General features: G+C 52.8%; 14 protein-coding genes. 6 read left to right on the plus strand and 8 right to left on the minus strand.

The annotated features are described in order from the left end of the window. The first annotated feature begins 24 nt into the window (after positions 1–24). Positions 25–2781: a two-component sensor histidine kinase BarA gene (barA, locus tag OGV89_RS11590; protein WP_003840349.1), complete on the plus strand. Its 2757-nt coding sequence runs from the start codon at positions 25–27 to the stop codon at positions 2779–2781. 43 nt (positions 2782–2824) lie between these two features. On the opposite strand, the gene OGV89_RS11595 is transcribed toward barA, so the two are convergent. The 8 genes from OGV89_RS11595 to syd all read right to left on the minus strand — a co-directional run bounded on the left by OGV89_RS11595 (position 2825) and on the right by syd (position 11207). After that, on the minus strand, positions 2825–3967 hold the full coding sequence (locus OGV89_RS11595; protein WP_003846540.1) for a glycerate kinase: 1143 nt from the start codon (positions 3965–3967) through the stop codon (positions 2825–2827). Positions 3968–4048: 81 nt separating this feature from the next. Beyond that, positions 4049–5389: a glucarate dehydratase gene (gudD, locus tag OGV89_RS11600; RefSeq protein ID WP_003034111.1), complete on the minus strand. Its 1341-nt coding sequence runs from the start codon at positions 5387–5389 to the stop codon at positions 4049–4051. Between the two features lie 20 nt (positions 5390–5409). Beyond that, positions 5410–6750, minus strand: a complete 1341-nt coding sequence (locus OGV89_RS11605) for an enolase C-terminal domain-like protein (protein WP_003846538.1) — start codon at positions 6748–6750, stop codon at positions 5410–5412. Between the two features lie 2 nt (positions 6751–6752). Next, complete coding sequence (gene gudP / locus OGV89_RS11610) at positions 6753–8105, minus strand: galactarate/glucarate/glycerate transporter GudP (RefSeq protein WP_003034105.1); 1353 nt, start codon at positions 8103–8105, stop codon at positions 6753–6755. Positions 8106–8447: 342 nt separating this feature from the next. Then, positions 8448–8897, minus strand: coding sequence for a flavodoxin (locus OGV89_RS11615; RefSeq protein WP_003846536.1), 450 nt, complete (start codon positions 8895–8897; stop codon positions 8448–8450). 19 nt (positions 8898–8916) lie between these two features. After that, positions 8917–9699 carry a tRNA pseudouridine(65) synthase TruC gene (truC, locus tag OGV89_RS11620; protein ID WP_003846534.1) on the minus strand — a complete coding sequence of 261 codons (783 nt, stop codon included), beginning with the start codon at positions 9697–9699 and terminating at the stop codon, positions 8917–8919. After that, a complete protein-coding gene (locus OGV89_RS11625) occupies positions 9699–10028 on the minus strand; it encodes a YqcC family protein (RefSeq protein WP_003034091.1) in 330 nt (109 codons plus the stop codon). The genes truC and OGV89_RS11625 overlap by 1 nt, the downstream gene beginning before the upstream one ends. 633 nt (positions 10029–10661) lie before the next feature. Next, positions 10662–11207 carry a SecY-interacting protein gene (gene syd, locus OGV89_RS11630; protein ID WP_003846531.1) on the minus strand — a complete coding sequence of 182 codons (546 nt, stop codon included), beginning with the start codon at positions 11205–11207 and terminating at the stop codon, positions 10662–10664. A 68-nt stretch (positions 11208–11275) separates the two neighbouring features. On the opposite strand from syd, the gene queF reads away from it, so the two are divergent. The 5 genes from queF to xni all read left to right on the plus strand — a co-directional run bounded on the left by queF (position 11276) and on the right by xni (position 17794). Continuing rightward, positions 11276–12124 carry an NADPH-dependent 7-cyano-7-deazaguanine reductase QueF gene (queF, locus tag OGV89_RS11635; RefSeq protein WP_003034084.1) on the plus strand — a complete coding sequence of 283 codons (849 nt, stop codon included), beginning with the start codon at positions 11276–11278 and terminating at the stop codon, positions 12122–12124. Positions 12125–12236: 112 nt separating this feature from the next. After that, positions 12237–13601, plus strand: coding sequence for a nucleotide 5'-monophosphate nucleosidase PpnN (ppnN, locus tag OGV89_RS11640; protein ID WP_003034076.1), 1365 nt, complete (start codon positions 12237–12239; stop codon positions 13599–13601). Positions 13602–14161: 560 nt separating this feature from the next. Further along, positions 14162–15451, plus strand: coding sequence for an HAAAP family serine/threonine permease (locus OGV89_RS11645; RefSeq protein WP_003034073.1), 1290 nt, complete (start codon positions 14162–14164; stop codon positions 15449–15451). A gap of 53 nt (positions 15452–15504) precedes the next feature. Beyond that, positions 15505–16872, plus strand: a complete 1368-nt coding sequence (locus tag OGV89_RS11650) for an L-serine ammonia-lyase (protein WP_003034070.1) — start codon at positions 15505–15507, stop codon at positions 16870–16872. Between the two features lie 166 nt (positions 16873–17038). After that, positions 17039–17794 (plus strand): flap endonuclease Xni, encoded by a 756-nt coding sequence (xni, locus tag OGV89_RS11655; protein ID WP_003846524.1) that lies wholly within the window; start codon positions 17039–17041, stop codon positions 17792–17794. Positions 17795–17856: the final 62 nt, after the last annotated feature.

The following is a 17856-nucleotide window of genomic DNA, read 5'->3' on the forward strand; positions in this document are numbered from 1 at the left end:
CTAATTGTCCCATAACGGAACTCCATGACCAACTACAGCCTGCGCGCACGCATGATGATTCTGATCCTGGCCCCGACCGTCCTGATAGGTTTGTTGCTCAGTATCTTTTTTGTTGTGCATCGCTATAACGACTTGCAGCGTCAACTGGAAGATGCTGGTGCCAGCATCATAGAACCACTCGCGGTCTCCAGCGAATATGGCATGAACCTGCAAAACAGGGAATCTATCGGCCAGCTTATCAGCGTGCTGCATCGTCGCCATTCCGATATCGTGCGGGCAATTTCTGTTTATGACGAAAATAACCGACTGTTCGTCACCTCTAATTTTCATCTCGATCCGTCTGAAATGCAGTTGGCGACAGGTTCACCGTTTCCCCGTAAGCTGAGCGTCACCCGGCACGGGGATATCATGATCCTGCGTACCCCGATTATATCGGAAAGCTATTCACCAGATGAATCCGCCGTAAGCGATGCGAAAAACACCAAAAATATGCTGGGGTATGTGGCGCTTGAGCTGGATCTTAAGTCCGTGCGATTGCAGCAGTACAAAGAGATCTTTATCTCCAGTGTAATGATGCTGTTTTGTATTGGTATTGCGTTAATTTTTGGCTGGCGTCTGATGCGAGACGTAACCGGCCCGATTCGCAATATGGTGAATACCGTTGACCGAATTCGTAGAGGACAGCTCGACAGCCGCGTGGAAGGTTTCATGTTGGGCGAGCTGGATATGCTCAAAAATGGTATCAACTCGATGGCGATGTCACTTGCGGCTTACCATGAAGAGATGCAGCACAACATCGATCAGGCCACCTCTGACCTGCGTGAAACGCTGGAGCAGATGGAAATCCAGAACGTCGAACTGGATCTGGCGAAGAAACGCGCCCAGGAAGCGGCGCGTATTAAGTCTGAGTTTCTGGCTAACATGTCGCACGAACTGCGAACACCGCTGAATGGCGTGATTGGCTTCACCCGTCTTACGCTAAAAACCGAGCTCAACACCACGCAGCGCGATCACCTGAATACCATTGAACGCTCGGCTAACAATCTGCTGGCTATCATCAATGATGTACTCGACTTCTCCAAACTTGAGGCGGGCAAGCTGATTCTGGAAAGCATTCCCTTCCCGCTGCGCAGCACGCTGGATGACGTCGTTACGCTGTTAGCGCATTCATCCCATGATAAAGGGCTTGAACTGACGCTAAATATTAAGAATGACGTGCCGGACAACGTCATCGGCGATCCGCTGCGCTTACAGCAGGTAATCACCAATCTGGTTGGCAATGCCATCAAATTTACCGAAGGCGGCAATATCGACATTCTGGTCGAGAAGCGCGCCCTTAGTAATACGAAAGTGCAGATTGAAGTACAAATCCGCGATACCGGAATTGGTATTCCTGAGCGCGATCAGTCACGCTTGTTCCAGGCCTTCCGCCAGGCGGATGCCAGTATTTCCCGCCGCCACGGCGGTACCGGGCTGGGCCTGGTCATTACGCAAAAACTGGTCAACGAAATGGGCGGGGATATCTCCTTCCATAGTCAACCGAACCGGGGTTCCACGTTCTGGTTCCATATCAGCCTCGATCTTAACCCTAACGTTCTCGTTGACCGCTCAACCACGCTCTGCCTGGCCGGTAAACGACTGGCCTACGTCGAACCGAACGCCACTGCCGCACAGTGCACATTAGATATCTTGAGCGAAACGCCGTTGGAGGTGATTTACAGCCCTTCATTCTCCGGGCTGCCGAAGGATCACTACGATATTCTGCTGCTCGGCATTCCGGTTACTTTACGCGAACCGCTCACCATGCAGCATGAGCGGCTGGCAAACGCTGCGGCGATGACCGACTTTTTGTTACTGGCCCTGCCTTGCCATGCGCAGATTAACGCCGAGAAGTTAAAACAGGGCGGCGCGGCGGCATGTCTGTTGAAACCTCTCACCTCAACTCGCTTACTGCCTGCGCTGACAGAGTATTGTCAGGTGAATCACAGCGCGGATCCGCTGCTGTTAGACGATAGCAAAATTGCGATGACCGTTATGGCGGTAGACGACAACCCTGCGAACCTCAAGCTGATTGGCGCACTGTTGGAAGATAAGGTGCAGCACGTCGTGCTCTGCGACAGTGGGCATCAAGCGGTGGATCGCGCCAGACAAATGCAATTTGATCTGATCCTGATGGATATTCAGATGCCAGACATGGACGGCATTCGCGCTTGTGAACTAATCCACCAGCTTCCTCATCAACAGCAGACACCGGTCATTGCGGTCACCGCACACGCCATGGCCGGGCAGAAAGAGAAGTTGCTCAGCGCCGGGATGAACGATTACCTGGCGAAGCCTATCGAAGAAGATAAGCTGCATAATCTGCTGTTACGCTACAAACCTGGCGCAAGCACAGCGCTTAGGGCGATCGCCGTTGAACCTGTTGAGCCGGTAGTCAATCCGAATACCACACTCGACTGGCAGTTAGCATTAAGACAAGCCGCAGGTAAAAACGATCTGGCGCGGGATATGCTGCAAATGCTGCTCGATTTTCTGCCCGAAGTACGTAACAAAATTGAAGAACAGCTGGTCGGTGAAAACCCTGAAGGTCTGGTGGATATGATCCACAAGCTGCACGGCAGCTGCGGTTATAGCGGCGTTCCCCGCATGAAAAACCTGTGTCAGCTTATTGAGCAGCAATTACGTAGCGGGACCAAGGAAGAAGAGCTGGAGCCTGAGTTTTTAGAGCTTCTGGATGAAATGGACAACGTTGCGCGCGAAGCGAAGAAGTTGTTGGGGTAATATTCGCAGGAAGGCGGCGTGACCGCCTTATCCAACCTACAACTCAGCGTAATTGCTGCCCGGCTTTAAGCGTTGCGGCCACGTTTCTCGCCGTCATTCGTACGTTGTCGCTCGCGTTCTTTAGCGCCTCATCCAGGGTACAGATGGTATAGATGACGCTGAAAACCGCATCCAGCCCATGCTCGTGGACCACACCGACATCCGCCGTCAGGCTACCGGCAATGCCGATAACCGGTTTGCTGTAACGCTTTGCGACCTTCGCCACGCCAACCGGAACCTTACCGTGAATGGTCTGACTATCAATGCGCCCTTCACCCGTGACCACTAAATCCGCATCCGCAACGCAGGCGTCAAGGTGCAACGCATCCGTTACTATCTCAATACCGCAGCGCAACTGTGCGCCGCAAAACGCATATAGCGCCGCCCCCATACCACCAGCGGCGCCACCGCCGGCCAGATCCAGCACGTTGACGTCCAGATCGCGGGCAATGAGTTGCGCATAGTGCGTGAGTGCCCGATCCAGGCGGGTAATCATCTCCGGCGTCGCCCCTTTTTGCGGGCCAAAAACCGCAGAAGCGCCCTCTTCACCGGTCAACGGATTAGTCACGTCGCAAGCTACTTCAATACGACACGCAGCAAGTCGCTGGTCTAACTGAGAAATATCAATCCGAGCGAGCGATTCGAGGCCAGCCCCGCCATGGGCAATATCGTTATTTTGCGTATCCAGCAATTTTGCTCCCAGCGCTTGTACCATCCCGGCACCGCCATCATTGGTGGCGCTTCCGCCAATTCCAATGATGATATGCTCAACGCCAGCGTCCAACGCATGACGGATTAACTCCCCGGTTCCCCAGGATGTCGTTTTCAGCGGATCGCGTAACCCCGCAGGAACCTGTTCCAGTCCGCTGGCAGCCGCCATTTCGATAAACGCCGAGCGCTCATCACCGGATAAACCATAAAATGCCTGAATTGTGTTGCCCAAAGGGCCGGTAACATCAACATGTACAAGGTGACCTTGCGTTGCGGCAACCATCGCTTCGACCGTTCCTTCACCGCCATCTGCAACCGGAATCTTCACGTAATCCGCATCGGGCCAGATCTCACGAAACCCCTGCTCAATAGCCGTTGCCACTTCAAGCGCACTCAAACTTTCCTTATAGGAATCCGGTGCGATTACTATTTTCATAAAGCATCCTTACGCATGTTGACTGTGTTAAGCATATACCAGGATAAAAACCGCCCCTCAATGGGAGCGGTCCCAGTTCGCTTAGCGTACCATGCACGGACGCTTATTATCAAACGTCCAGTTCGGGATCAGATACTGCATTCCCATCGCATCATCACGCGCCCCCAGTCCATGTTGCTGGTACAGCTCATGCGCTTTCATGACCTGATCCATATCCAGCTCCACGCCCAGACCCGGTTTTGCCGGAACCTGCACCATGCCGCCTTTGATTTCAAATGGCTCTTTGGTCAGGCGTTGATTACCTTCCTGCCAGATCCAGTGGGTGTCAATCGCGGTAATTTTGCCCGGAGCCGCTGCCGCGACATGCGTAAACATCGCCAGCGAAATATCAAAGTGGTTGTTAGAGTGCGATCCCCAGGTCAACCCAAACTCATGGCACATTTGCGCCACGCGGACAGAACCCTGCATGGTCCAGAAGTGCGGGTCCGCCAGTGGGATATCCACGGACTGCAGCGACAGCGTATGCCCCATCTGACGCCAGTCGGTAGCGATCATGTTGGTGGCGGTCGGCAGACCGGTAGCGCGGCGGAATTCCGCCATCACTTCACGACCAGAGAAGCCCTGCTCGGCGCCGCACGGATCTTCCGCATAGGCCAGAGAACCCTTCAGATATTTGCCGATCTTAATCGCTTCATTTAGCGACCACGCGCCGTTCGGATCCAGCGTGACGCGGGCCTGCGGGAAACGCTTCGCCAGCGCAACGATAGATTCCGCTTCCTCTTCCCCGGCCAGCACGCCGCCTTTCAGTTTAAAGTCGTTGAAGCCATACTTCTCATACGCAGCTTCCGCCAGGCGCACTACCGCATCCGGGGTCATCGCCTCTTCATGACGCAGACGATACCAGTCGCACTTCTCATCCGGCTGACTCTGGTACGGCAGCGGCGTTGCCTTACGGTTACCGACAAAGAACAGGTAACCCAACATTTCAACTTCGCTACGCTGCTGTCCATCACCCAGCAGAGAGGCGACGTTTACGCCCAGATGCTGACCTAACAGATCCAACATGGCCGCTTCGATCCCAGTAACCACATGAATAGTGGTACGTAAATCAAACGTCTGCAAACCGCGACCGCCCGCATCACGATCGGCAAAAGTATTGCGTACCGCATTCAGCACGTTTTTGTATTCACCTAACGTTTTGCCTACCACCAGCGGGATCGCATCTTCCAGCGTTTTGCGGATTTTTTCTCCGCCGGGAATTTCACCCACGCCGGTATGACCGGAGTTATCTTTAATAATCACAATATTGCGCGTGAAGAATGGAGCATGTGCGCCGCTCAGGTTCATCAGCATACTGTCATGACCCGCAACCGGAATAACCTGCATAGAGGTAACCAATGGGGTAGAAAATTGTGCGCTCATAATTAAGTCCTTATTCAAAATTAGTGGCGGCCGAAAACGGGACGTTTACGGTCAAAAGTCCATCCGGGGATCAGATACTGCATTGGGCCTGCGTCATTACGCGCGCCGCCGGGCAGTCTCTTGTAGGCTTCATGAGCCTTGTTAACCTGATCCCAGTCCAGCTCTACGCCCAGTCCAGGCGCGTCAGGAACAGCAATTTTCCCGTTCTTAATCTCCAGCGGATTTTTGGTCAGACGGCAATCGCCCTCCTGCCAGATCCAGTGGGTGTCGATAGCCGTCGGGTTGCCCGGCGCAGCGGCGCCAACGTGGGTGAACATCGCCAGCGAAATATCAAAATGATTGTTAGAATGGCAGCCCCAGGTCAGGCCCCAGTCATCGCATAACTGTGCCACGCGTACCGCGCCGGAAAGGGTCCAGAAGTGCGGATCGGCCAGCGGAATATCTACTGAGTTCAGCATCACCGCATGGCCCATTTCACGCCAGTTGGTGGCTATCATGTTGGTTGCTACCGGTAGACCGGTTGCACGGCGGAACTCGGCCATCACTTCGCGGCCAGAAAAACCCTGTTCAGCGCCGCATGGATCTTCGGCGTAGGTCAGAACATCGTTCAGCCCTTTACACAGGGAGATGGCTTCATCCAGCAACCAGGCACCGTTGGGATCAACCGTAATACGCGCATCCGGGAAGCATTTTTTCAGCGCACGAGCGGTGTCGATTTCCTGCTCGCCAGGCAGTACACCACCTTTGAGTTTGAAATCTTTAAAGCCGTAGCGATCCTGCGAAGCCTGAGCCAGACGTACCACCGCCTCACTGTTCATCGCTTGCTGGTGACGCAGGTGATACCACTCATGGTTTCCCGGCGTGCTTTCCAGATACGGTAAATCGGTCTTTGTGCGATCGCCCACGTAGAACAGATAGCCGAGTACGGTGACCGCATCACGCTGCTTGCCCGGCCCTAACAGTTCACAAACCGGCACGTTCAGCGCCTTGCCCAGCAGGTCGAGCAGCGCCGCTTCCAGCGCCGCTACCGCGTTTACCCGTAGCTCAAACGTCCAGGCGCCTTTGCCGAAGGTGTCAAAATCAGCGGCCTGGTTGCCTTTATGCACCTGCTGTACCACCTTATTCAGGCGCGCAACTTCCTGACCCAATACCATCGGGATAGCGTCAACCAGCGTCTGATAAATCACTTCGCCGCCCGGCGCTTCACCGACGCCGGTATTGCCGGCGTTATCGGTAAGAACCACAATATTGCGGGTGAAATATGCATTGTGCGCACCGCCAATATTGAGCAGCATGCTGTCATGACCGGCCACCGGGATGACCTTCATATCGGTAATAACGGGACTCGATTGTGTTGTCATCATCATTGTCCTGCGACAGGTTTCAGTTCGATACGTTTAATATCGCCCACCAGTACCAGATAGCTCACCACCGCAATCAACGCATGCACCCCGACGTAAATCAACGCGCCGTTAAACGAGCCGGTGGTCCCTACGATGTAGCCGATAGCAATTGGCGTGACGATACCGGAGATATTGCCAAACATGTTGAACAAACCGCCGCTCAGACCGCTGATCTCTTTAGGTGCAGTATCAGCCATCACCGCCCATCCCAACGCACCGATACCTTTGCCGAAGAAGGCCAGCGCCATAAAGCCGATGATCATCCACTCCACGTTGACGTAGTTACAGAACACCATCACCATCGACAGCAGCATGCCGAGTACGATTGGCGTTTTACGGGCGATATTTAGCGAACCGGTACGGCGCATCAGCCAGTCGGAAATAATGCCGCCGAGCACACCGCCGGCGAATCCGCAAATGGCCGGGACCGAAGCGACAAAACCAGCTTTCAAAATCGACATACCGCGAGCCTGCACCAGATAAACCGGGAACCAGGTGATAAAGAAGTAGGTCAGCGCGTTAATGCAGTATTGCCCGATGTAAATACCGATCATCATCCGTGAGCCCAGCAGCTGTTTGATTTGCCCCCACTTCACGCTGAACGGCACTTTAGCTTTGGCGGCCGCCTGATCCATATTGATCAGCGCCCCGCCTTCAGCAATGTACTCCAGCTCTTTTTGGTTTACGCCCGGGTGCTGGTTTGGTTCATGAATCACCTTCAGCCAGATAAAGCTGATAACAATCCCGAGGCCGCCCATAAAGAAGAACACATGCGACCAGCCCACTTCGTGGGTCAGCCACCCCATGATTGGCGCAAAAATAACGGTGGCAAAGTACTGCGCAGAGTTAAAGATTGCGACCGCCGTGCCCCTCTCCTGTGCCGGGAACCATGCCGCAACTATACGACTATTGCCGGGGAAGGAAGGTGCTTCAGCTAAACCGACAAGGAATCGCAACGTAAACAGCGCAACGATAATGCCGAAGCCACTAAAGATATCGACGAAGCCTTGCAGCAGAGTAAACATGGACCAAATAAAGATGGACCAGAAATAAACACGTTTTGAACCGAAGCGGTCAAGCAACCAGCCGCCAGGGATCTGGCCGATAACATAGGCCCATGAGAAAGCGGAGAATACATAACCCATCCCTACCGCATCCAGACCAATGTCTTTGGCCATCTCCGAACCGGCAATGGATAAGGTGGCGCGATCGCCGTAGTTGAAGGATGTGACGATAAACAACATCACCACTATCCAGTAGCGAGCGTTAGTGCGTTTTTCAGCGCTGCTCGCCGCCTGACTTAATGAACTCATTGTTGCACTCCTGAATCTTGGCTTTCGCCAGTTCATTCTGTACAGCACCTGTAGGGTGATCAGAATGAGAGGTTAGTGTGTGGCAGTTTTGGTACAGCTCAGGGCCGTTTTATTCTGACTCGCTGCCTTTTCGGGAACTGACGGGAAAAGTATATGAAGGAGTGGCTCTTACCCTCACCGTGCATGAACACAACATTCGGGAGGCAGTAAGAAGTTGTTTGGGGCATAAGCCCAAAGCAGTGGAAGTTAGTTCACGTAATTGGGGTTTTATTGCCGGGTGGCGGCTTCGCCTGACCCGGCCTACGGTTCAAATGGGGGTTGTATGTCCGTACGGGCGAGAGATTATTTGAGCAAGGTTCCCCAGTTTTCTACCCAAGGGTTGGATTCGCTTTCCGGTTCAGGATGTTCGCTGGCGTCAATCAGCAACATTTCACCCACGCGCTGTGCGCTTTGCTCCTGCAACAGCGCATCAAACTGTTTGCCACCATTACAGAAATTAACGTAGCTGCTGTCGCCCAGCGCAATGACTCCGTAATGCAGATTTGGCTGGAAACCGAGATTATCTTTGATCCCCTGAAACAGCGGCACAATGCTATCGGGCAGATCGCCCTGCCCGGTCGTTGAGGTCACCACCAGCACATATTTATCCTGATATACCTGCCAGTCGCTAAGCTCCGGATCTTCAAACACCGTGGCTTTATGACCCTGTGCCGTCAAAATGGCCTCGGCCTCTTCGGCAACCAGCAGCGCGTTTCCGTACATTGTGCCGACAAAAATTCCAATTTCCGCCATAACCGTAATCTCCTGGGACTTAAGAATCTATCTGCTCATCCTGACCTGACATCCCGCTGAACTCAACCCTTTCATTCTCAGGGAGAAGTCCACGCCAGCCAAATTGTGACAATGCCTGCATCCAGACGTCATCCAGCCCGGCGCGAATAACCAGCGGCTCACCGGTGAATGGATGCGTCAGCTCAAGCTGGCTGGCATGCAGCATTAATCGCTGACAACCGAAATGCTCTGCGGCGCTGCGATTTTGCCGTAAATCACCGTGCTTGCTGTCGCCAATTATCGGATGGCGTAAGTGGGCCAGATGGCGCCTGAGCTGGTGTTTCCGACCGGTTTTAGGATCCAGCTCCACCAGTCCATAACGGGTGGTCGGATAACGCCCGGTCGCTACCGGCATTTCTACCGTTGCCAGGCCGCGATAATGGGTGACGGCAGGCTGCGGGCCTTTATCATCGCGGGCAAACTTATCGGCAATCTTATCCAGCTCTTCGACCAACGGGTAATCCAGCACGGCATCATCCATCAGCCAGCCACGCACAATCGCATGATAGCGTTTCTGAATTTGATGATGTTCAAACTGCTGAGACAACAAACGCCCGGCTTCGCTGGACAGTCCCATCAGCAGCACACCGGAGGTTGGTCTGTCGAGTCGATGGGCGGTAAAAACGTGCTGACCAATTTGGTCTCGCACCGTTTGCATCACCACCACTTTCTCATCCCGGTCGAGCCAACTGCGGTGAACCAACCAGCCCGAAGGTTTATTGACTGCAACCAGCCATTCGTCCTGATAAAGAATTTCCAGCATCAGGCGTTATCACTGGTAAACAGCGCATCCAGCTCCTGCAATGCCGCCAGGAGAATGTCGCGTTGCGGATGATCGGCTGCTAGCGCCATTTCGTAATACGGTGCAACGGCAAAAGCCTGCGGAAGCGGCTGCGCGTTATCGAGTAGCGTATGCATGCGGGGAATCAACACCCACTGCAGCCACTCGACCGGCTCCATGGTATCCATACAAAAAGGCTGCGTACTGGTAAACAGATGCTCTGCTGGCTCATCCATCCGCCAGTGATTATGTTCACGCAGTAGCGCTTCAAGTGCGTGTAACTGCTGGCGCACACGGTCATGAGTCGTCATGAAATAAACCTCAATGATGAAAAATCTGGCGCGAAGAATAGCACTAGTGGAGGGAAATAAAAAAAGGGAGCACTGTAAAAAAACAGTGCTCCCGGTTCGTTTCGCAGCATTCCAGCTACTTTTAGTGCTCCCTGCTCATCCGTGACAACTTTTCCTGTGGTCTTGCGACCTTGTTCATCCTGAACTTTTGCATCCTGCTCACATCACCCCGATGTGAAAACTTCATCCTGAAGTATCCTGGCCATCCTGACCCGCCGAACATCCTGACCGGCTCTCATTCTCCGTCCTGGAGGTGTCCTTTAACGCATCCAGCGTCTTCCTCTTTGCTTCGTCCTGAAGCCTGTCCTTGCAACACCGTCCTGGTGTATCCAAGTGAAGAGCCATCATCCTGATGTTCTCTTCGTTGTGCGACTCCTTGTCGACAGATATAGAATCGCCTGTTTCGCTTTGTCTTACAAGATGCTTACAGGCTTACCCTTACGATTATTTTCGTATGAAAGTTGACAACAAAAGACTAACCAATTGAATAATAATAAATTATTATTTTATTAATTCATTAAGTCTTTACTTATCACCTGGCAATGTCCTACAGGGTTTGTAAGAGATCTCTCACAAGATTCAGGGCAAACAGGATTACAGAACTGGCTTAAGTTGAGTGAGGAATTCCGTAAGTGAGGCCGCCAGCACCGTTCGTTTACGGGTTCCCAGCGTTTCTTTGCACACTTCACCGGACAGATTGCACACCGAAATGACGTCAAGCTCATTATCTTGTGTGGCAATAAAAAGCGTAGGCGAAAGCTTAAGTCGCTTTTGCGTAACCAAGTGACCAATCAGGTTTTCCTGAACGCGCCTGAAGTCATCTTCACTCCAGGTCTGCAGCAGCGTCAGCTTTTCATCCGCAAACTGCGCGTGCATATCCCCGGCAAACTGGGTGGTGTAAAAAGCGTGAGCGGCAGGTTGTACCACAATATCAAAGGCCCGTTCAACCGCATTGAGGTTTTTTTCGCCGACAAAAGGTTGAGGCTGCCAAAATACCGCATCGTCTGTGGAAGAAATGATGCACGGAGAAGGTACGCCATACAGCTCTTCACTGAGTGGCCAACTGTTGTTTTTTTCATGCCATGCGTCGCAATAACGCGTCGTAAAGGCTACCAACGCCTGCGCTGTCAATTCGTCCACTGATTTCTCTCTTCACAAAAGCCAGGATACACTTGTCGCATAGTGTATCTGGTTTATGACGGTGAAACATGTCCTCTTATGAAAATCATCAGGCGCTTGACGGCCTGACTCTAGGTAAATCAACGGATTACCGAGACAATTACGATGCAAGTCTGTTGCAGGGCGTTCCGCGCAGCCTAAACCGCGATCCGCTGGATTTAAAGGCCGATACCCTGCCTTTTCACGGTGCAGATATCTGGACGCTGTATGAACTGTCGTGGCTGAATACCAACGGCTTACCCCAGGTCGCAGTCGGTCACGTGGAACTGGATTACACCAGCGTAAATCTGATTGAATCGAAAAGCTTTAAGCTTTACCTGAACAGTTTTAATCAGACGCGTTTTGATTCCTGGGATGCGGTACGTCAGACACTGGAAAACGATCTTCGCGCCTGCGCTCAGGGCGATGTCAGCGTGGCCCTGTACCGCCTTGACGAACTGGAAGGGCAACCGATAGCCCACTTTAACGGCACCTGTATCGACAATCAGGATATCGTCATCGATAACTACCAGTTCAGCACTGCGTATCTGGAAAATGCCGTGAGCGGTGAAAAGGCAGTGGAAGAGACACTGGTCAGCCATCTACTGAAATCCAACTGTCTGATTACCCATCAGCCCGACTGGGGCTCCATACAAATTCAGTATCGCGGACGGAAAATCGACAGGGAGAAGCTGCTGCGTTATCTGGTCTCCTTCCGCCACCATAATGAGTTTCACGAGCAGTGTGTGGAACGCATTTTCAATGACATTCTGCGCTTCTGCCAGCCGGAGAAACTGAGCGTTTACGCACGCTACACGCGACGTGGTGGCCTGGACATTAACCCATGGCGCACCAACACCGATTTCACTCCGGCAACCGGTCGTCTGGTGCGTCAGTAATCTTTTTTCTCAATTTTGCGTGTCGGATTCCGCGCACAAGGTTGTGAAAGGTCATAAGCCAGGGCTATTGTAATCACAGGGAATGACGTGTTGCGTCCCATAAGGAGTTTACTTGATTACACATATTAGCCCGCTTGGCTCAATGGACATGTTGTCGCAGCTGGAAGTCGATATGCTTAAACGCACGGCCAGCAGCGACCTGTATCAACTGTTTCGTAACTGTTCGCTTGCCGTTCTGAACTCCGGCAGTTTGACCGACAACAGTAAAGAACTGCTGTCACGCTTTGAAAGTTTCGATATTAACGTACTGCGCCGCGAACGGGGCGTGAAGCTGGAACTGATCAACCCACCTGAAGATGCGTTTGTTGATGGACGCATTATTCGTGCGCTACAAGCTAACCTGTTTGCCGTGCTGCGCGACATTCTGTTCGTCAATGGCCAGATCCATAACGCCGGTCGTTTTCAGCATCTGGATCTCGAAAGCTCGGTGCATATTACCAACCTGGTATTCTCGATCCTGCGTAATGCCCGGGCGCTGCACGTTGGTGAAGCGCCGAACATGGTCGTCTGCTGGGGCGGTCACTCAATCAACGAAAATGAGTACCTGTACGCTCGTCGCGTCGGCACCCAGTTGGGCCTGCGCGAACTGAACATCTGTACCGGCTGCGGTCCAGGGGCGATGGAAGCGCCAATGAAAGGCGCTGCGGTAGGCCACGCCCAGCAGCGATACAAAGACAGCCGCTTTATTGGCATGACCGAACCGTCAATCATCGCCGCTGAACCGCCTAACCCGCTGGTAAACGAACTGATCATCATGCCGGACATTGAAAAACGTCTGGAAGCGTTCGTGCGTATCGCCCACGGTATTATCATCTTCCCGGGTGGCGTAGGGACAGCAGAAGAGCTGCTGTATCTGCTGGGGATCCTGATGAATCCGGCCAACAAAGATCAGGTTCTACCACTGATCCTGACCGGACCAAAAGAGAGTGCGGATTACTTCCGCGTGCTGGACGAATTTATCGTGCACACACTGGGGGAAGACGCGCGTCGCCACTATCGCATTATCATTGACGATGCAGCGGAAGTGGCGCGTCTGATGAAAAAAGCGATGCCGCTGGTGAAAGAAAACCGTCGCGACACAGGTGATGCTTACAGCTTTAACTGGTCGATTCGTATCGCGCCCGATCTGCAGATGCCGTTCGAACCGTCCCATGAAAACATGGCCAACCTGAAGCTGTACCCGGATCAACCCGTTGAAGTACTTGCGGCCGATCTACGTCGTGCATTCTCCGGTATTGTGGCTGGTAACGTGAAGGAAGTCGGCATCCGCGCTATTGAAGAGTTTGGCCCGTACAAAATCCACGGTGACCGCGAAATGATGCGCCGTATGGACGATCTCCTGCAGGGCTTTGTTGCACAACATCGTATGAAGTTACCGGGCACTGCGTATATCCCTTGTTACGAGATCTGCGCCTAACCTTCTACACCCGCTAGCAGCACTATAGCGGTGACAGTTTTGTCCATACCAAAGCCGGGTTTGGCGCATTTGCCTCCCGGCTTTTTTTAGTGATACCAGTCACATAGCTCTGACAATCACATAAATACCAGTGATGATTCATTAAAAACAGCGCGTCACGCAAACGATTACCTTGAAAACCCAACCGTGATTTATCTTAGTAAATTATTATTAGTCGCCGAAATCATCTAAAAACAACAGTTTTTACAGCTGAACACGCCTATCTTCGCGCCTTCGCTTTCATGAGATATGTCGTTAATGTTAGCCTTCGCGCCCGTAAATTCGCTTTGACTATTTTTTAACAGATTAATGGCCCAAATTTATCCACATAAAAGGTGGATTATTGCATTTGGGATCCCGATCACTGATACATTCATTACTAAAATGTATCTTTCCGCCCGAAAATTATTACGGCGAAAAATTATATAAAAATCGCTCAACGAATTTCGATTTACAGCCGGGTACTTTCTCATTGGATTGACCTCAAACCCGGCTTTTTAAGCTTCCTCCAGGAGAAATAGATGGAAAACACTCAAACCAGCACTATCGTTACGGGCCAGACCCGCAGCGCATGGCGCAAGACAGACACCATGTGGATGCTGGGCCTTTACGGCACGGCGATTGGCGCGGGTGTATTGTTCCTGCCGATCAACGCAGGCGTAGGCGGTATGATCCCGCTGATCATCATGGCGATCCTTGCCTTCCCAATGACCTTCTTTGCACACCGCGGTCTGACTCGCTTTGTGCTGTCCGGTAAAAATCCGGGTGAAGACATCACCGAAGTTGTAGAAGAACACTTCGGCGTTGGCGCAGGTAAACTGATTACCCTGCTCTACTTCTTCGCTATCTACCCGATTCTGTTGGTTTACAGCGTAGCAATCACCAATACCGTTGAAAGCTTCCTGACCCATCAGCTGGCGATTACGCCTCCGCCACGTGCAATCCTGTCTCTGATCCTGATTGTCGGCATGATGACCATCGTGCGCTTCGGTGAGCAGATGATCGTTAAGGCGATGAGCATCCTGGTATTCCCGTTCGTTGCGGCTCTGATGCTGCTGGCGCTGTATCTGATCCCTCAGTGGAGCGGTGCGATTCTGGAAACCATGTCTTTTGACTCTGCGGCAACCACCGGGAACGGCCTGCTGTTGACCCTGTGGCTGGCGATTCCGGTAATGGTGTTCTCCTTCAACCACTCCCCGATCATCTCCTCCTTCGCCGTGGCGAAGCGTGAAGAGTACGGTGATGAAGCTGAGAAGAAATGCTCCAAGATTCTGGCATTCGCTCACATCATGATGGTACTGACCGTTATGTTCTTCGTCTTCAGCTGCGTATTCAGCCTGACCCCGGCGGACCTGGCAGCAGCAAAAGAGCAGAACATCTCGATTCTGTCTTACCTGGCGAACCACTTTAACGCGCCGATTATTGCCTGGATGGCACCGATCATCGCGATTATCGCTATCACCAAATCCTTCCTCGGCCACTACCTGGGCGCACGTGAAGGCTTCAACGGGATGGTGATTAAGTCTCTGCGCGGCAAAGGCAAATCCATCGAAATCAACAAACTGAACAAAATCACTGCACTGTTCATGCTGGTAACCACCTGGATTGTGGCGACACTGAACCCGAGCATCCTCGGTATGATTGAGACCCTGGGTGGCCCAATCATCGCGATGATTCTGTTCCTGATGCCGATGTATGCCATCCAGAAAGTACCGGCAATGCGTAAGTACAGCGGCCATATCAGCAACGTCTTCGTTGTGATTATGGGCCTGATCGCTATCTCCGCTATTTTCTACTCTCTGTTCAGTTAATTCCCCTGCGCCGCTCTTCGGGGCGGCGCATCTCGATACACAATGGACGCCTCATGATTAGCGTATTCGATATTTTCAAAATCGGCATTGGCCCTTCCAGCTCCCACACTGTTGGCCCGATGAAAGCAGGCAAACAATTCACGGATGACCTGATTGCACGCGGAATTCTCACTGACGTAACCCGCGTAGTGGTTGATGTCTATGGCTCCTTGTCTCTGACGGGGAAAGGTCACCATACCGACATCGCGATTATTATGGGCCTGGCGGGTAATCTGCCGGATACCGTAGACATTGATGCCATCCCTTCCTTTATCCAGGATGTGAATACTCATGGGCGTTTGCTGCTGGCAGACGGTCAACATGAGGTCGAGTTCCCGGTCGACAAGTGCATGAATTTCCATGCGGACAATCTGTCCCTGCACGAAAACGGAATGCGTATTACCGCACTGGCAGGTGAAAAAGCCATTTACAGCCAGACTTACTATTCCATTGGCGGTGGTTTCATCGTTGATGAAGAACATTTTGGTTTACCGAATAACTCTCCGGTAAACGTGCCGTATCCGTATAAATCCGCAGCTGATTTGCAACGTCATTGCCAGGAAACCGGCCTGTCACTTTCCGGTCTGATGATGCAAAACGAACTGGCCCTGCACAGCAAAGAAGAGCTGGAACAGCACTTTGCTAACGTCTGGGAAGTGATGCGTAGCGGGATTGAGCGCGGCATCACCACCGAAGGTGTATTGCCGGGCAAACTACGCGTCCCGCGTCGTGCTGCTGCGCTGCGTCGCATGCTGGTCAGCAGCGACAAAACCACCACTGACCCGATGGCGGTTGTTGACTGGATCAACATGTTCGCGCTGGCCGTGAACGAAGAAAACGCAGCAGGTGGACGAGTGGTTACCGCGCCAACCAACGGTGCATGCGGGATTGTTCCTGCCGTACTGGCGTATTACGACAAGTTTATCCGTGAAGTGAACGCTAACTCGCTGGCACGCTACATGCTGGTCGCGAGCGCCATTGGTTCTCTGTATAAGATGAATGCCTCTATCTCTGGTGCCGAAGTCGGCTGTCAGGGTGAAGTTGGCGTGGCCTGCTCCATGGCAGCGGCTGGTCTGGCTGAACTGCTGGGTGGTAGTCCAATGCAGGTGTGCATCGCGGCAGAAATCGGTATGGAACATAACCTGGGTCTGACCTGCGATCCGGTTGCCGGCCAGGTACAGGTACCGTGCATTGAGCGTAACGCGATCGCGTCCGTGAAAGCGGTGAACGCCGCACGTATGGCGCTGCGCCGTACCAGTGAGCCACGCGTGTGCCTCGATAAAGTTATCGAGACCATGTACGAAACCGGTAAAGACATGAATGCCAAATACCGCGAAACATCTCGCGGCGGTTTGGCAATGAAAATTGTCACCTGCGATTAAGTCCCACCCCATTGCCGGATGGCGCAAGCTTATCCGGCCTACAGTGCCGTATTCATTTGTAGGCCGGATAAGGCTTCAGCCGCCATCCGGCAAAATGTTGTATCAGATCTTCGCCTCCACTCGCCGTGAATGTTACCCTACAGACTGATTTGTTAGGGAGAACACCGTGGCCGTCCATCTGCTCATTGTCGATGCACTGAATCTTATCCGCCGAATTCACGCCGTACAGGGCTCACCCTGCGTGGAGACGTGCCAGCACGCGCTCGATCAGTTGATTGTGCACAGTCAGCCCACACACGCCGTGGCGGTATTTGATGACGAAGCGCGCAACAGCGGCTGGCGTCACCAACGCTTACCTGACTACAAAGCCGGTCGCCCGCCAATGCCTGACGATTTATACAAGGAAATGCCCGCCTTACGCGCCGCTTTTGAACAGCGCGGTGTCTGCTGCTGGGAATCCAGCGGGAATGAAGCCGATGATTTAGCCGCAACTCTGGCGGTGAAAGTTAGCCAGGCCGGACATCAGGCAACCATCGTCTCAACCGATAAAGGCTATTGTCAGCTACTCTCCCCAACACTGCGTATTCGCGATTATTTCCAGAAACGCTGGCTGGATGCGCCGTTTATCGAGAAAGAGTTCGGCGTACTGCCGCAACAGTTGCCTGATTACTGGGGACTGGCAGGGATCAGCAGTTCTAAGATACCTGGGGTTGCCGGTATTGGTCCTAAAAGCGCCACACAATTGTTGACGCAGTTTCCAACGCTGGAAGCACTGTATGAACATCTGGATGACGTACCGGAGAAATGGCGCAAGAAACTCGAAGAACATCGGGAAATGGCGTTTTTGTGCCGCGATATCGCGCGGCTGCAAACGGACTTACATATCGACGGAAACCTACAGCAGCTACGGCTGGCACGGTAGTCTTATTTTCGGATGGCGCTGCGCTTATCCGGCCTACTTAACGTATAACCCTGTAGGCCAGA

Source organism: Citrobacter sp. Cf125, assembly GCF_030333935.1.
GTDB classification, from domain to species: domain Bacteria; phylum Pseudomonadota; class Gammaproteobacteria; order Enterobacterales; family Enterobacteriaceae; genus Citrobacter; species Citrobacter freundii.

Coding starts and splice junctions, on each gene's coding strand:
- barA (WP_003840349.1), top strand. CDS start 25: ATGACCAACTACAGCCTGCGCGCACGCATGATGATTCTGATCCTGGCC.
- OGV89_RS11595 (WP_003846540.1), bottom strand. CDS start 3,967: ATGAAAATAGTAATCGCACCGGATTCCTATAAGGAAAGTTTGAGTGCG.
- gudD (WP_003034111.1), bottom strand. CDS start 5,389: ATGAGCGCACAATTTTCTACCCCATTGGTTACCTCTATGCAGGTTATT.
- OGV89_RS11605 (WP_003846538.1), bottom strand. CDS start 6,750: ATGACAACACAATCGAGTCCCGTTATTACCGATATGAAGGTCATCCCG.
- gudP (WP_003034105.1), bottom strand. CDS start 8,105: ATGAGTTCATTAAGTCAGGCGGCGAGCAGCGCTGAAAAACGCACTAAC.
- OGV89_RS11615 (WP_003846536.1), bottom strand. CDS start 8,897: ATGGCGGAAATTGGAATTTTTGTCGGCACAATGTACGGAAACGCGCTG.
- truC (WP_003846534.1), bottom strand. CDS start 9,699: ATGCTGGAAATTCTTTATCAGGACGAATGGCTGGTTGCAGTCAATAAA.
- OGV89_RS11625 (WP_003034091.1), bottom strand. CDS start 10,028: ATGACGACTCATGACCGTGTGCGCCAGCAGTTACACGCACTTGAAGCG.
- queF (WP_003034084.1), top strand. CDS start 11,276: ATGTCCTCTTATGAAAATCATCAGGCGCTTGACGGCCTGACTCTAGGT.
- OGV89_RS11645 (WP_003034073.1), top strand. CDS start 14,162: ATGGAAAACACTCAAACCAGCACTATCGTTACGGGCCAGACCCGCAGC.
- OGV89_RS11650 (WP_003034070.1), top strand. CDS start 15,505: ATGATTAGCGTATTCGATATTTTCAAAATCGGCATTGGCCCTTCCAGC.